Origin of the sequence: Peribacillus sp. NPDC097197, from assembly GCF_050278025.1 — a bacterium.
In the GTDB taxonomy this organism is placed as follows: domain Bacteria; phylum Bacillota; class Bacilli; order Bacillales; family DSM-1321; genus Peribacillus.
Genome location: NZ_JBNNST010000002.1, coordinates 1 through 15,160, shown reverse-complemented (window position 1 = coordinate 15,160; position 15,160 = coordinate 1). Strand labels below are relative to the sequence as shown.

Below are 15,160 nucleotides of genomic sequence, written 5' to 3'. Positions count from 1 at the left end.
GAGGAGCCACACTTTATATAACATTACTTTTGGACTTTTAGGTTTTCTTTGGCCATTTCAACAAGTGACTTAACCATATTACCTCCCAAATGACCGCCAATTTTACCAGCTTGCTTTGCTGTCATTTGGCCATTATACCCTTTTTTTAAAGGAATGCCGACTTCATTGGCAGCTTCAAATTTCGCCTCCTCATGGGTTCTTGATCCAGCAACTTTGGCTTTTAGTTGATTAAGGTCTGCTCGGGCTTCTTCTACTAGGATTTTATTTCTTCTTGACACCGATTATCACCCCTTTATTTTAGGCTGTCCAAAAGGTAAAAAAAACATCATATGCTCATGCTAATGATCGATTGAAAAATTTTCATATGAACTCTTCTATTTGTCATTTCAAATAACGAACAAAAGGAAAGGTAAAGGGAAATTTTAACGTGGAATGTCAATAATTGCAGTCACCTCGGACGTTTTACTTTTTAGGCAACGGGTACATAAATATAAATAATATTTGTGAGGAGTAGTGAAATGCTGACTGCGAATTCTTGTTTATTAACGAAAGAAGACATGACGAACCCAAAAAGAGTACCACAATGGGTGATTAAAGAATATCAAACTTTCCATGATACGGTAACAGACAAGACTTTTCCTTGTTATTTTGGCATGAAGGCAGAAAATAAAGGTGAACTGCGTTATGCATATATCACTCAGGAAGATTGGTCCAATCTCCCAAAGGCTGTAGAAAAATTTCTGCAATTATTTCAGGAGCCTCCATATATTAGGCATGGTCTTTTTGTTTTCATGGAGCCGGAAAAAGAAGAAGGTGACTTGGAATTATATCGTAAGCGATTTTGGGATATCCTTCAATATTTACATGCCCATGATCATACACCTTGGCCGATAGAGAAGCCAAAGGATCCTGAACATTATCTGTGGGACTTTCATTTTGCAGGGGAACCCATCTTTATTTTTGGAAATGCACCGGCATATAAACAGCGTAAAACGCGTGATTTAGGTAATAGCCTCGTCCTAGGATTTCAACCTCGAATGATATTTGAAGGGTTAGAAGGAACGGAAAAGGGAGGAATCATGTCACGTGAAAAGGTAAGGGAACGAGTCGAAAAGTGGGATAACCTGCCCACGCATCCAGACATCAGTCATTATGGAGATGTCAACCACAATGAATGGAAACAATTCTTCATAGGTGATGATAGCGAACCAATCCTTGGGAAATGTCCGTTTCATCATAAAGATTCCAAGTAAACGAGGGCAAGATGCTCTCGTTTTTTCATTATCTGCTTCTTGAAATAGATAGTAAGATTTAATCCAATTAACAATAAAAAAATAAAAATCCTCAACCATGCATTTCTGTGCAGGTTTTCCGGAAAGTCGCTTATAATAAGAGGATAAGGGATATGAAAGGGAGTGTTATCATGAAAACATTCAAGACACGTGAAGAAGTAAAACAGGAAGAAACGTGGAATCTTACTGATATTTATAAAAACCAAGATGATTGGGAGAAGGATTTTCAAGAAGTCCTTACTGTAACTGATACATTAAAGGCTTTTGACGGTCATATTCATACAGCTCAAGAGTTGTTTGATTACTTACATTTAAGTGAAGAAATCGGATATACCTATAATAAACTCTATGTATTTGCCATGCTCCAAGCGGATTTGGATACCCGTGTCACCTCATCTCAGGCACTACTTGACCGAGCAGGTCAGTTAGGTAGAAAGATTAGCAGTGCATCTGCCTTCTTTATGCCGTTCTTACTAGGCTTAGATGAAAAAACACTTAAAAGATACATAGCAGAAGTAGAGGGATTAAAATACTTTGAGGAAGATTTACTTGATTCATACCGTTATAAAGCCCATGTGTTATCGAAGGAACAGGAAGAAGTACTTTCCCAAATAGGTGATGCATTTTCAGCTCCGCAAAAAACTTTCGGGATGATTAACAATGCGGATATTAAATTCGGTGAAGTGACAGATGAAAAAGGTCAAAAAGTAGAGTTGACCCGCGGAATGTATTCAAAATTAATAGAAGATGATGACAGAGAAAAGCGGAAAGAGGCCTATTTGGCTTATTACCAACCTTATCTACAATTAAAAAATACAATAGCTTCCACTCTTTCAACGGCAATAAGAAATAATGTCAACTTATCGAAGCTTCGGAACTATCCATCCGCTTTAGAGAAATCCCTATTCGGGGACAAAGTGCCAAAAGAAGTGTACGATAATCTGATCACGTCCACAAAAGAAAATATCGAACCCATGCATAAATATATCGCTTTGCGCAAAAAGGTATTGGGTGTGGATGAATTGCGTGCATATGACTTAAGCGTGCCACTTGTTGAAGGCGCTAAAGAAGACATTACCTATGATGATGGATTTGCATTAATGATCGATGCGTTGAAGCCATTAGGTGAGGAATATGTGGAAATCCTAAAAAGCTTTAAGGAAAACCGCTATTATGATGTAAGGGAAACACCGGGAAAACGGTCTGGAGCCTATAACTTGGGACTTTACGGTGTGCATCCATTCATATTGCTGAATCACCGTGACGATCTTGACAGTGTGTTTACACTAGCTCATGAGTCCGGTCATGGCATGCATTCGTACTTCAGCTCAAAATATCAACCAAAAATCACAGCTGGTTATTCCATTTTTGTTGCGGAGGTAGCTTCAACCGTAAATGAGATTTTACTGATACGTCATTTACTTAAAACGACCGAGGACCTTCAAAAGAAGAAGCATTTGCTCAATCATTTTATTGATAGCTTTAAAGGAACCTTCTTCACGCAAGTCATGTTTGCTGAATTTGAAAAGATCGTCCATGAAAAGGCGGAAAATGATGAACCTCTTAATGTAGAGGTTTTGAATACAGCTTATGAAGAGATTTTTCGCACGTATAATGGTCCGGAGATCATCTTTAATGAGGAAGTGAAATATGGTTGGTCACGCATCCCTCATTTCTATCGTCCATTTTACGTCTACAAGTATGCTACGGGCTATGTATCTGCCATCATCATAGCGGATAAAATCCTTTCTGGAGACAAAGAGACCCTTGAAAGCTATTTAACGTTCTTGAAAAGCGGCAGCTCGGATTTTCCTTTAGAATTGCTTAAGAAAACCGGAGTGGATTTAACCAAACCGGAACCGATTGAAAATGCGATGAAAATTTTCAGTGATTTGGTTGACCAATTTGCCGAGCTGAACGAGGGCTAATGTACCCATTTCTTCCAAAACAGCCCATGGTACGATGAATGAAAAGATGCTATAGTAAGATTATTGGCAAAAGAGAGGCCCAATCTTCATTGATTGGGTCTTATTCCGTATGTTGAGAGAGTATACACTTTTTCGTGGTCAAATTTCACTTAAAAAAGTATTTTAGTATAGCTTTCTTTTTCATTCATTAGCATAAATTGTGAGGGAACGTGAACAATGAATTCAACGGTAAATTATATAAAAGAATGGCAACAGGCCCTTCAGCTTGAAATTCTGCATCTAAAGAAATACGGAAGTACAAAATATTTAGTTTCAAATGGCCATCTCCTTTCAAGTGATGGCTCTTTCACCTATTTCTTCGAAACGGGCTCTTCAGTGAAAATTCCGGTCGGGTCAATTGTACGGCTGGAATGGGGAGGAATTAAACAGGATGGGAGAGTTTTATCGTCAGAAGGAAAAAGCATCATCCTTTCCTTTGAACGGTCATTGGGTGATTTAATAGGGGAAGCATTTCTATACCACGATCCTTGGGAACTTTTAGAGCAACTAATCACAAGGTTAGATGAAGTTAAGAGAAGTAAGAAAAAGAGGCTGAGGATTAAGCGTCTTATGGATCCTTCCATGCCACAAAAACATCCTTCCAGCGAGAAACAAAGTAGTGTGAGGGAATTGTATGCACGCTCAAAGTTCAATCCAGTCACATTTGTCTGGGGTCCACCCGGGACTGGAAAGACCTACACATTGGCTCGTACGGCTGCCAACCATTATTTTCAAGGTAAAAAGATACTCGTCCTGTCTCATAGTAATCAAGCTGTTGATGTTTTGATGGCCGAAATTTCTTCATTCATAAAAAGGAAAGAACGTTTTCACGAAGGGGACGTCCTTCGATATGGGTCACAAATCGGTGAATCCTTAGCAATTCATGAAGATATTGTAACGGGGCAATTACTAGGGAAGCATGAACCGGACTTATTAGCGGATAAAGAGAAACTTGTAGGAGAAAAACGTTTATTGAAACAGGATTTAGCAGGTTCATTCAGTAAAAGGGACACCGACGAATTGCTTGAATTAGAAAAGAAATTGGCGCGGGTTTTGGAGAAAATCCGTCAAAAAGAGATAGAATTCCTAAAAGAAGCCAAAATAATCGGGACGACCCTGGCAAAAGCCGCTAAAGATGAAACGTTATACACAAGGGAATATGACTTGATCATTTTGGATGAAGCCAGCATGGCATACGTACCGCAAGTAGCATTTGCTGCGGCTTTATCTAAACACATTTTAGTTTCAGGTGATTTCAAACAGCTTCCACCTATCGCAGCAGCCCGTGATTCCTTAGTGAAACTTTGGTTGAAAGAGGATATATTCCATAGGGCTGGAGTTGCGCAATCAGTTGAAGAAGGGACGCTTCATCCACATTTATTCCTTTTAAAAGAACAGCGCCGTATGCATCCAGAGATTTCGGCCTTTACAAACCGTGTTGTCTACAACAATTTTGTGGGAGATCATGAAAGTGTTTCGATAAGCAGAGAAAGTATCAGGGCTGCGGAACCGTTTGCCAACAAGGCTTCTGTTCTTCTTGATACGAGCTGTTCTGGTGAATATTGCATGACGGAGCGTACTTCCCACTCAAGGATGAATCTTTGGCAATTATTATTATCATTTCAGCTGATTCATGAAGCATATGTTGATGGTGCTAAATCGATTGGTTATGTGGCACCATATCGGGCACAGGCTGAATGGATGGAAAAGCTATTGGATGATCTGTACCGGAACGAACGGCAAACCACTGATATTATTGCCGCAACTGTCCATCGTTTTCAGGGCAGTGAACGTGATGTAATGGTTTTTGATACGGTAGATAGCTATCCACAGGATCGAGCTGGGATGTTATTGACAGGAAGAGAAAGTGAACGGCTCATTAATGTGGCAATAACGCGGACAAAAGGTAAATTTCTGCATGTGTGCGATACTTCTTTTATAAATAAACATGTATATCGTAGTAAAACGCTTCGACAACTTGTGGACCATCAAACGCATAACGGTCAGGTGATTCCAAGGAAAGACATTGGGAAATGGGTGAAACACCAACATTCCAGATTGCAGTGGATGCATGCACGAAAACTGGAAAAAGTCTTGGAGGATTTGGGTAATACCAACCATGAGATGATTATGGCAATCCCTGATGCAAACTTGCTGTCAGATGATTGGAAGCAGATTTTGTTGAAAAGAAACCCCAAGGTGAAGTTGACAATCATATCCGGAAAGAGAAATTCGGATATCCCTTTACATTCCTTTATAAGTTTGCCGGTTTCCTTCTCGTTTATCATCTTCGATAAACGCTTTGTCTGGCTGGGAGTCCCTATTGAGACAAATAATCGAATTCAGCCACCGTTCATATCCGCTCGACTGGATTCGTCAATCATCGCCATGGAACTTTCCTCTCAATTTAAAAGAAATGAATAATTTGACGAAAAGACCCTGATTGGGTCTTTTTTTGTGAATATTTTATAGTTCAACTCGTTAAAATATATGAATAAGTAATTATTTTTGACCAAAAATCATTCATTATCCAATAGATAACCTCGCTAGAATATCATTATCACCCTTTCATCCTGAAATTTGTTCCAATCCTTATCGTCTTAGTTAAGGAATTCAACGTATAAGCCAATTAGGCGACAATTTTCTACCAATGATTTACGATGAAGTATAAAGAGAACATGAAAGGAAGGAAGAAATGAAGCTTAGTATTTTAGATCAATCGCCCATTTCATCTGGCCAAACGGCACAACAAGCTTTACATGATTCACTACTTCTAGCGCAAGAAGGTGATAGACTGGGATACAACAGAATTTGGTTGACGGAACATCACGATTTACCAGGTTTGGCCTGTGCTACACCCGAGGTGATGCTTAGTTACATTGGTACTCAAACGAAGAACATTAGAATTGGGGCAGGTGCTGTTTTACTGCCACATTATAAGCCATATCGAGTGGCTGAAACATTCAACATGCTGGCCACACTTTTTCCAGGGAGGGTCGATCTTGGGATTGGACGTGCCCCAGGTGGTTCTGCAGAAGCAACGATGGCACTGTCAGATAATTATTTGCAAAATGTCTACAAAATGCCAGAGCTAGTACAGGAATTGCTACATTTTCTGAGAGGGGATTTTCCGGAGAATCACCAGTTTTCTAATGTTGCGGCTGCACCTGTCCCAGAGACTTTACCGGAACCATGGATTCTTGGCACAAGTGAAAAAAGTGCGAAGCTTGCTGCGGAGAATGGTGTTGCGTACGCATTCGGCGAGTTCATGAGCCAAAATGATGGTGTGAAAAGTTTACAGCATTATCGCAGCCACTTTCAACCAAAAGGGAACCTTTTGTCCCCGAAAACGATCTTAACGGTATCTGTAATTTGTGCAGAAGATGAACAAAAAGCAAAAGAAATTGCATTGAGCAATACTTTATGGAGAATTCAAAGCGATAAAGGGGAAAGTAGTATGGTTCCTAGTATAGAAGAGGCTAGCGAATATGTATGGACGGATAGGGAAAAAGAATGGAAGAGGAAAATAGATGAAAAGATGATTGTTGGTTCTCCATCACAAGTCAAGCGTCGCCTTTTGGACCTAAAGGAGCAATATCAAGCGGATGAAATCATGATTATCACGATCACACATCTATTGGAAGACCGCTTGAACTCGTTCCGTTTGATTGCCAAGGAGCTTTTTGGAAAGTAAGTATAAGCAATTCATGTGCAATTTCCCTGCATTTTCTATATGATGGCTTTGCGACCATTCATTTTAAAAAGAGAAAGAAGTTGAATATATGAATTATGACACATCAACAAAAAAACTGAGTGATATTTCTTTTTCCGTATTGGACTTAGCCTCCATTATTGAAGGCGGTACAGTATCTGCAGCATTTCATAATACCGTAAACTTAGCCCAGCACGCAGAAGAATGGGGATATCGCCGCTTCTGGGTGGCTGAGCATCATAGCATGCCCGGCATCGCAAGCTCTGCGACTTCCGTGCTAATCGGCCATGTCGCTGGCAAGACGGAGAGAATCCGGGTCGGTTCAGGGGGGATCATGCTTCCGAACCATGCTCCTCTTGTTATTGCGGAACAGTTTGGTACACTTGAGGCGATGTATCCGGGCAGAATAGATTTGGGTCTAGGAAGAGCTCCAGGAAGCGATCAGTATACTGCTATGGCTCTTCGCGGTGATGTCCGTAATAATGGACAGGATTTTCCGGAACAGTTGGAACAGCTTCGCAGCTATCTAAGTGCCGATTCCAAACATAATCGGGTCCGGGCTATACCTGGGGAAGGACAGGATATCCCTATTTGGTTACTCGGTTCAAGCGGATTCAGTGCAGCGCTATCGGCAAAACTTGGTCTGCCTTTCTCATTTGCCAGTCACTTTTCACCCGAAAACACTAAACCGGCATTAGCGCGATATCGGAATAATTTCCACCCTTCCGATGTACTTGATAAACCACATGCGATGGTAGGCATCAATGTATTTGCGGCAGACACTACTGAAGAGGCACACAAAATTGCGACCTCTTATCAACAACAATTCTTAAATTTAATTCGGAATACCCCTGGCCAAATGGCGCCGCCGGTCGATTCGATGGAGGGGCTCTGGACCGAATACGAAAAAGCGATCGTCATGAAGCAATTGAACGCATCAATCATCGGGAATCCGGAACAAGTCAAGGAACAATTACAGGCTTTCCTTGATGAAACACAGGCGGATGAAATGATTATAAACTCGGCGATTTATGATCACGGAGCCCGACTTCGTTCTTATGAAATCGTTGCCGAGATCACTGGAATGAAATGAGGGTTAAAAGAGCTTGCAGAAACACTGCAAGCTCTTTTTTAAAACTGGAAACGGGATATCTTTATTCACTAAAACTGAAGGAGCAAAACATGACCCAGGAAGTTCCAATATCATTATTGTTTCATTTTACAGATAAATATGGACATAAAAAGCCCATGTATTTTAATAAGCCGAAAAAGATTCTGATTGCCCATTCGATTGAAGAAGTGGTAATCAAATTCGATGAAGTACAGAAAGCGATTGATGAAGGATATTATGTAGCAGGTTATGTTTCTTATGAAGCCGCCCCAGCCTTTAATAACTGTTTGAAAGTAAAAGAGGGTGGAAACATGCCTTTATTATGGTTTGGGATTTTTGAAAGTCCGGGAGAATTCATAGAAGAAACGTTGGGTGCCTTTCATATGGCCGATTGGGATTCCGAAACCGATTCTAAATCCTATCATGCTGGATTTCAAAGGATTAAAGAAGAGATAGAGAGAGGTAACAGCTATCAGGTGAATTACACAATGCGTTTACGATCGAAGTTTGAAGGGGATGACTATGCATTTTATAATCGCCTTGTAAGAGCTCAACGTTCCAACTATAGTGCTTATTTAAATCTGGGAACATATCGGATTCTTTCCGCTTCTCCAGAGCTATTCTTTCGATGGGAAGATGGACAATTAATCACCCGTCCCATGAAGGGGACAGTAAAGCGGGCTGGAAATAGAGAGAGAGATTTGGAGAATGCCAAATGGTTAGCCAATTCCGAAAAAAATCAAGCCGAAAATTTAATGATTGTCGATTTGCTTAGAAATGACATGGGGATGGTATCGGAAAAAGGGACTGTTAAGGTATCTAAGCTTAAGGAAATCGAAAAATATCCGACAGTTTGGCAAATGACATCGACAATCACTGCAAGTACGAAGCCGGAAACGACTATTATTGATTTATTCAAGGCACTTTTCCCATGTGGATCGATAACGGGTGCACCGAAAATTAAAACAATGGAAATCATCGCTGAACTTGAGAATTCACCGCGTGAAATATATTGTGGCGCCATTGGCTACATCACTCCTAATCGGGAAGCAGTTTTCAATGTACCGATACGGACAGTAGTAATTGATAAGGAAACTGGTCAGGCTGCATATGGAGTCGGAGGGGGAATCACTTGGGACTCGGCTTCTTTGGAAGAATACGAGGAAGCCTTCTTGAAAGCAAAACTATTGACGGAAGAGCACCCGGCTTACCAGCTTTTAGAGTCAATCAGGCTTGAGAATGGCGAATATTCTTTATTGGAGGAACATATTGAAAGAGTGATGCAATCTGCAGATTATTTTGGCTTCAGGCTTCCTGAAAAGACGCTTAGAAATCAACTAATAGAATACTCCTCCATACATACCGACACGTTAGAAAAGATTCGTGTGCTAGTTTCGGAAAATGGGGAAATTAGTGTCTCTGGGCAAATAATTGATGGGGTAAATCCGGAAATATCAGTTATCGTAGCCGAAAGTCCGATTCATAGTGAAAATCCTTTTCTTCATCATAAAACTACGAATCGAGGCGTTTATGATGAATTTAAAAGAAGGTATCCTGACTTTCATGACGTATTGCTCTGGAATGAAAAAGGGGATGTCACGGAGTTCACGAACGGAAACATTGTCGTGAAAATCAATGGGGAACTCATCACTCCCCCTTTGGAATCAGGCTTGCTTGCAGGAACTTTTCGTCGAGAACTATTAAAGAGGAAAGAAATCCAGGAAAGGGTCATAAAAAAAGAAGAATTGGTTACTGCTGAGGAAATTTGGTTTATTAATAGTGTAAGAGGAAGGATTAAGGTTCAGCTTACCAATCAATAAAAACTCTATAACATTCATTATTTGGAGGGGTGTCATGAAAGAACATACAGTTGCGGGACTGACAAAAAAAGAATGGATGGAAAATCCATTACTTAAACAACTAATTGACACTGAAGAAACTTTCTGGTTAAATCCGAACTACACAAGCATGTTTGATCATCCAATTGTTCAAGCAGCAAAGGTGAAAGAGGCAGAAGAAAGATTGAATAGGTTTGCTCCGTATATTGCCATAGCCTTTCCGGAAACAAAACCCATGAATGGAATCATTGAATCTCCATTAGTCGAAATAGCTTCCATGAAGAGTCGAATGGAAAAAATCTATGAAATTGCCATCCCAGGTAAACTACTGCTTAAGTGTGACAGTCATTTACCGATCTCGGGTTCCATCAAGGCTCGAGGTGGCATATATGAGGTATTAAAACGGGCGGAAGAAATAGCGATGAAAGATCGGGGGTTTAAAGAAACCGATAACTATGAATTATTGGCCAGTGATGAATATAAAGAGTTATTTTCACACTATTCCATTGCTGTCGGGTCGACAGGGAATCTAGGTTTAAGCATTGGGATAATAAGTGCCCACCTTGGGTTTAAGGTAACCGTTCATATGTCAGCTGATGCCAAGCGGTGGAAAAAGGATAAACTCAGGTCGCTCGGTGTCATCGTAAAGGAATATGAAGAGGACTACAGTAAAGCCGTTGAGGAGGGGCGCAGACAGGCATCTCTCAATCTCAGTTGTCATTTTATAGATGATGAAAATTCAGTCGATCTACTTTTTGGTTATGCAACGGCCGCAACACGGCTAAAAGAGCAATTGAATGAAAAGTCGATTATAGTTGACGAAGAACATCCTCTGTTCGTGTACTTACCTTGTGGTGTGGGTGGAGGGCCAGGAGGGATAACGTATGGGCTTAAACTGGCCTTTCAAAAAAATGTTCATTGTTTTTTCGCAGAGCCAACCCATTCACCATGTATGACGCTCGGGTTGGCAACAGGACTTCATGAAAAAGTTTCCGTGCAGGACTTTGGGGTGGATAATAAAACGGAAGCAGATGGCCTGGCAGTCGGTAGACCCTCCAAGTTGGTTTCGAATATGATGGACTCTATGTTGAGTGGAAGTTTCACGATTGGGGACGAAAGATTATTTGACTTCCTTCGAATGATGGCTAAAACGGAAGCTTATTATTTAGAGCCATCAGCCCTGGCAGGAGCATATGGACCGGTTCAAATATTCAGTAGGGAAGAAGGAGAAAAGTATATCATGAAGGAAGGATTGACAGGAAGGTTAAATCAGTCCACGCACATCATATGGGCTACAGGGGGAAGCATGGTCCCGAAAGAAATGATGGAAAGATACTTAACAAGAATGTAACAAAAAAAGAGGTTCAGTAACCATTCTGAACTTCTTTTTTTGTGTCGAATCCCCATGAAACCAGCAATAGTTGAATGGCTTTTTCCAGTTCCTTCTCAGGAATTCCTGCAAAACCAAGAATGATTTTGGGTGGACTTTCTTTCTTATGTTGAATGCTATAGGTAGATAGTCCGTAAATCTTAATATGGGCATTTGAAGCTCTTAGGATAAGATCCTCTTCATTCATACCATTTTTAACGATGAGGACGACGTGAAGTCCTGATCGCTCGCCAATTATCGTTATCTGCTGATGAAGGGGTTTAAATAGTTCCAAAACCTTTTCCAACTTTCTACGATAAACTTTTCTCATTCGGTTTAAATGTTTCTCGAAATCTCCTTCTCTCATAAACTGTGTCAAAATATGTTGATCGATTCGGGAGACAGTTGAATGGTAAAAAGATAATTCCTCTTTATGTTTTTCTAGTAAAGCGAGAGGCAAAACCATATAGCTGACCCTAATAGAAGGAATCAATGATTTAGAAAATGATCCTAAATAAATCACTTTATCACCAGCATCCAAACTTTGTAGAGAGGGAATCGTTTTTCCACTATAACGAAATTCACTATCATAATCGTCTTCAATGATATAGCGGTTTTCCGTCTCTTGAGCCCAGTTCAACAAGCGAGTACGTCGGTTAACGGACAAAACCGTTCCATAGGGAAAGTGATGAGAAGGGGTTATATAAAGGACGTCAATATTGGATTGATCGATTCTATCCACCTTCACGCCTTCTTCATCCACTTCTAGTGGATACACATCATTTGGATAGCCTTTCAGAAGCCGTAAAATTAAATGGTATCCGGGGTCTTCGACACCATATACTGTTTTTTTATCAAACAGTAGTATCAGCTGTTGCAGTATAATCTCCAGCCCTGCACCGATAATGATTTGCTCGGGCACACACTGGACTCCGCGAGAATGGTACAGGTAATGGGCAATTTCACAACGTAACTCATATTCGCCTTGAGGGTCTCCTAGTAAAAGGAGTTCTTGATTTGATATGTCTATAGTGTTTTTTGTATATTTACGCCATTTTTCAAAAGGAAAGTTTTCTGTATCTATCTGGCTGGGGTGAAAATGAAACAGGAAATCATTCTTTTTATTGACCGTCTTTTCGACTGGAGCATTCACAGGTTGTGTGTATTCCAAATCCTCGGAAGTTTGAATGTAATACCCTTTTCTTGGGATGACTTCAACATAGCCTTCAGCACATAATTGCTCATATGCTGTCTCGACAGTATTTTGACTGATGTGGAGAAATTCCGCTAGTTTCCGTTTTGAAGGCAACTTTGTACCAAAAGGGAGCCGCCCATTTACAATTTCCGTTTTTATGTGTGAATATAACTGTTCATATAATGGCACTTCATCCATACGGTTTAAATTACATGCTAGCATATCCATTTTTTTACCGCCCTTTTCGTGGTTTCTATCTGACCCTATCATTTTCATTAAAACTGACACTTTCAATGTGGTCAACTATTTCTTATACTAATGAACAAATCTTAATTATGCAAATATTAGGGGGAAGAAGAATGGAAAAGCTTGTAGGAACCGATACAGTTAAAAGAGGAATGGCGCAGATGCAAAAGGGTGGCGTAATCATGGATGTCATAAATGCAGAGCAAGCAAGAATTGCTGAAGCGGCGGGGGCGGTGGCTGTCATGGCCCTTGAGAGGGTACCATCAGATATTCGTGCTGCAGGCGGTGTGGCAAGGATGGCCGACCCAAGGATCGTGGAGGAAGTGATGAAAGCTGTTTCAATCCCAGTGATGGCTAAAGCAAGGATCGGTCATATTGTGGAAGCGAGAATCTTGGAATCCATGGGAGTGGATTACATTGATGAAAGTGAAGTACTGACTCCGGCCGATGAAGAATATCATATTTTGAAAAGCGATTATATAGTACCTTTTGTATGTGGTTGCCGGGATTTAGGGGAAGCCTCCCGACGTATCGGCGAAGGGGCCTCGATGCTTCGGACGAAGGGAGAACCTGGGACAGGGAACATTGTGGAAGCTGTACGGCATATGAGAAAAGTTCAATCTCAAATTCGTAAAGTATGCATGCTGAGCGAGGATGAATTAATGACTGAAGCAAAAAATATTGGTGCTTCTTATGAAGTTCTGAAGGAAATCCGGCGCACAGGGAAATTACCTGTAGTAAACTTTGCAGCAGGTGGAATTGCGACTCCTGCAGATGCCGCCCTGATGATGGAACTTGGGGCAGACGGTGTATTTGTGGGCTCAGGAATCTTCAAATCGGAAAATCCCGATAAATTCGCTGCTGCCATCGTACAAGCAACTACATACTTCACCGATTATGATTTAATAGGCAAGTTGTCTAAAGAATTGGGAAGCGCGATGAAAGGAATTGATATTTCTAAGTTGGCCCCAGCTGAGAGAATGCAGGAGCGTGGATGGTAAACATGGTAACCATAGGTGTTTTAGGTTTGCAGGGTGCTGTAGATGAACATATGAACCAAATCAAGGAAGCCGGTGAGCATGCGATATTAGTTAAGAACCCAGAACAGTTAAAGGATATCGATGGCCTAATCATTCCGGGTGGAGAAAGCACCACTATGAGAAAACTAATGGACCATTATGGTTTCATGGAGCCGATTACGGCATTTTTCGAACAAAAAAAACCGATTTTCGGTACTTGCGCAGGAATGGTATTAGTGGCAAAGGAAATGGTTTGTTTGGAACATCCCCATCTTGGTTTTATCAATATTACAGTGAATAGAAATGGTTTTGGTCGTCAGAGGGAAAGTTTTCAAGCACCCCTTATAGTTAAAGGAATGGAAGAACCTTTCATGGGTGTCTTTATCAGAGCACCTTTTGCCGTTGGCGTAGGTGAAGATGTGGAGATATTAGCAAGTTATGACGGGAAAGTAGTGGCGGCTAGACAAGAACAGGTTCTTGTCAGTTCGTTTCATCCAGAACTGACCGGTGATCAACGATTTATACAACTTTTTTTAAAAATGGTGAAAGACTCAATCAATAGAGTTGAAAAGCTTTAAAAATCCTGCCCTAACGGGGCAGGATTTTTAGTCAATGGCATAATACAATTCTTATTAGTGTTTCAAAAATATAAATTCCAATCAAGTTACTTGACTTTTATTTTTCTGATAATTAAGATAATTAATTGAAGTTGCTTAACTGGAAAGGACCCAGATCCTTTGCAGATTTTACATACAGGAGGAATATATATGAGCGAAATTATAATTTTATCAGGCAGCCCTGCTATACCATCAAGAACAGATATTTCATTAAAATATATCCAAACGTTGGTGGAAAAAGAAGGATTTACAACGGACTATCATTCTATTACCGAGTTTTCTGCAAACGACTTATTCCAAGGTCGTTATGATAGCGAGGATATTCTAAGACTTTCAGAAAAGATTAAGCAAGCTACTGGTATCATTATTGGTTCACCTGTCTATAAGGCATCTTATACAGGAGTGTTGAAAGCTCTAATTGATTTATTACCCGAGGGCGCGTTTAAGGATAAGCCAGTTTTGCCCATAATGGTTGGGGGAAGCAACAGGCATTTATTGGCTATAGATTATGCGCTGAAACCTCTTATATCAATATTAAAAGGGGAACCGATGCAGGGGTTATACTTTGTGGATAAAGAAATCGATAAGCAGAATCCAAAACATCCGATTAAGGAAGTGGAATTACTTGATCGTACAAAGAGTCAAGTAAAGGAATTTGTAGAAGCCATACAAAAAAGAAGAAATTGATGATTTCTTCTTTCAGTTTGTCGACAAAAGGGGTCCGGAATGATTTCATTCCGGACCCCTTTTTGATATTTTCTTGAAATTTCGCTCAAAATTTAGAATATAGGTCT

The 15,160-nt window shown here is 40.4% G+C and carries 12 protein-coding genes; 10 read left to right on the top strand and 2 right to left on the bottom strand.

The features are described 5' to 3' along the window. Positions 1 to 23: 23 nt before the first annotated feature. On the bottom strand, positions 24 to 278 hold the full coding sequence (locus ACQKL6_RS02470) for a small, acid-soluble spore protein, alpha/beta type (RefSeq protein WP_402868617.1): 255 nt from the start codon (positions 276 to 278) through the stop codon (positions 24 to 26). A 240-nt stretch (positions 279 to 518) separates the two neighbouring features. Between ACQKL6_RS02470 and ACQKL6_RS02465 the strand changes: the two genes are divergently transcribed. The 7 genes from ACQKL6_RS02465 (at position 519) to ACQKL6_RS02435 (ending at position 11,271) form a co-directional block, all read left to right on the top strand. Next, positions 519 to 1,253: a YqcI/YcgG family protein gene (locus tag ACQKL6_RS02465; protein ID WP_402868614.1), complete on the top strand. Its 735-nt coding sequence runs from the start codon at positions 519 to 521 to the stop codon at positions 1,251 to 1,253. 170 nt (positions 1,254 to 1,423) lie between these two features. Further along, complete coding sequence (pepF, locus tag ACQKL6_RS02460) at positions 1,424 to 3,220, top strand: oligoendopeptidase F (RefSeq protein WP_427650511.1); 1,797 nt, start codon at positions 1,424 to 1,426, stop codon at positions 3,218 to 3,220. A gap of 216 nt (positions 3,221 to 3,436) precedes the next feature. Continuing rightward, complete coding sequence (locus ACQKL6_RS02455) at positions 3,437 to 5,683, top strand: AAA domain-containing protein (protein WP_402868610.1); 2,247 nt, start codon at positions 3,437 to 3,439, stop codon at positions 5,681 to 5,683. A 271-nt stretch (positions 5,684 to 5,954) separates the two neighbouring features. Next, the gene (locus ACQKL6_RS02450) at positions 5,955 to 6,953 is read left to right on the top strand and encodes an LLM class flavin-dependent oxidoreductase (RefSeq protein WP_402988565.1); all 999 of its coding nucleotides are present in this window, start codon (positions 5,955 to 5,957) and stop codon (positions 6,951 to 6,953) included. An 88-nt stretch (positions 6,954 to 7,041) separates the two neighbouring features. Continuing rightward, complete coding sequence (locus tag ACQKL6_RS02445; RefSeq protein WP_402958789.1) at positions 7,042 to 8,064, top strand: LLM class flavin-dependent oxidoreductase; 1,023 nt, start codon at positions 7,042 to 7,044, stop codon at positions 8,062 to 8,064. Between the two features lie 89 nt (positions 8,065 to 8,153). Further along, a complete protein-coding gene (gene pabB / locus ACQKL6_RS02440; protein ID WP_402958791.1) occupies positions 8,154 to 9,902 on the top strand; it encodes an aminodeoxychorismate synthase component I in 1,749 nt (582 codons plus the stop codon). 34 nt (positions 9,903 to 9,936) lie between these two features. After that, a complete protein-coding gene (locus ACQKL6_RS02435) occupies positions 9,937 to 11,271 on the top strand; it encodes a D-serine ammonia-lyase (protein WP_427650508.1) in 1,335 nt (444 codons plus the stop codon). Between the two features lie 13 nt (positions 11,272 to 11,284). Here ACQKL6_RS02435 and ACQKL6_RS02430 read toward each other — a convergent pair whose 3' ends face one another. Continuing rightward, on the bottom strand, positions 11,285 to 12,712 hold the full coding sequence (locus ACQKL6_RS02430; RefSeq protein WP_427650668.1) for a PLP-dependent aminotransferase family protein: 1,428 nt from the start codon (positions 12,710 to 12,712) through the stop codon (positions 11,285 to 11,287). A 131-nt stretch (positions 12,713 to 12,843) separates the two neighbouring features. Here ACQKL6_RS02430 and pdxS point away from each other — a divergent pair, with 131 nt between their 5' ends. The 3 genes from pdxS (at position 12,844) to ssuE (ending at position 15,053) form a co-directional block, all read left to right on the top strand. Next, a complete protein-coding gene (gene pdxS, locus ACQKL6_RS02425) occupies positions 12,844 to 13,731 on the top strand; it encodes a pyridoxal 5'-phosphate synthase lyase subunit PdxS (RefSeq protein ID WP_402958802.1) in 888 nt (295 codons plus the stop codon). Between the two features lie 2 nt (positions 13,732 to 13,733). Then, the gene (gene pdxT / locus ACQKL6_RS02420) at positions 13,734 to 14,327 is read left to right on the top strand and encodes a pyridoxal 5'-phosphate synthase glutaminase subunit PdxT (protein WP_427650506.1); all 594 of its coding nucleotides are present in this window, start codon (positions 13,734 to 13,736) and stop codon (positions 14,325 to 14,327) included. Positions 14,328 to 14,516: 189 nt separating this feature from the next. After that, complete coding sequence (ssuE, locus tag ACQKL6_RS02415) at positions 14,517 to 15,053, top strand: NADPH-dependent FMN reductase (RefSeq protein ID WP_427650504.1); 537 nt, start codon at positions 14,517 to 14,519, stop codon at positions 15,051 to 15,053. Positions 15,054 to 15,160 lie beyond the last annotated feature (107 nt).

Bases quoted from the DNA above. Each gene is read 5' to 3' on its own strand.
- ACQKL6_RS02465 (WP_402868614.1), top strand. From the start codon at position 519: ATGCTGACTGCGAATTCTTGTTTATTAACGAAAGAAGACATGACGAAC.
- pepF (WP_427650511.1), top strand. From the start codon at position 1,424: ATGAAAACATTCAAGACACGTGAAGAAGTAAAACAGGAAGAAACGTGG.
- ACQKL6_RS02455 (WP_402868610.1), top strand. From the start codon at position 3,437: ATGAATTCAACGGTAAATTATATAAAAGAATGGCAACAGGCCCTTCAG.
- ACQKL6_RS02450 (WP_402988565.1), top strand. From the start codon at position 5,955: ATGAAGCTTAGTATTTTAGATCAATCGCCCATTTCATCTGGCCAAACG.
- ACQKL6_RS02445 (WP_402958789.1), top strand. From the start codon at position 7,042: ATGAATTATGACACATCAACAAAAAAACTGAGTGATATTTCTTTTTCC.
- pabB (WP_402958791.1), top strand. From the start codon at position 8,154: ATGACCCAGGAAGTTCCAATATCATTATTGTTTCATTTTACAGATAAA.
- ACQKL6_RS02435 (WP_427650508.1), top strand. From the start codon at position 9,937: ATGAAAGAACATACAGTTGCGGGACTGACAAAAAAAGAATGGATGGAA.
- ACQKL6_RS02430 (WP_427650668.1), bottom strand. From the start codon at position 12,712: ATGGATATGCTAGCATGTAATTTAAACCGTATGGATGAAGTGCCATTA.
- pdxS (WP_402958802.1), top strand. From the start codon at position 12,844: ATGGAAAAGCTTGTAGGAACCGATACAGTTAAAAGAGGAATGGCGCAG.
- pdxT (WP_427650506.1), top strand. From the start codon at position 13,734: ATGGTAACCATAGGTGTTTTAGGTTTGCAGGGTGCTGTAGATGAACAT.
- ssuE (WP_427650504.1), top strand. From the start codon at position 14,517: ATGAGCGAAATTATAATTTTATCAGGCAGCCCTGCTATACCATCAAGA.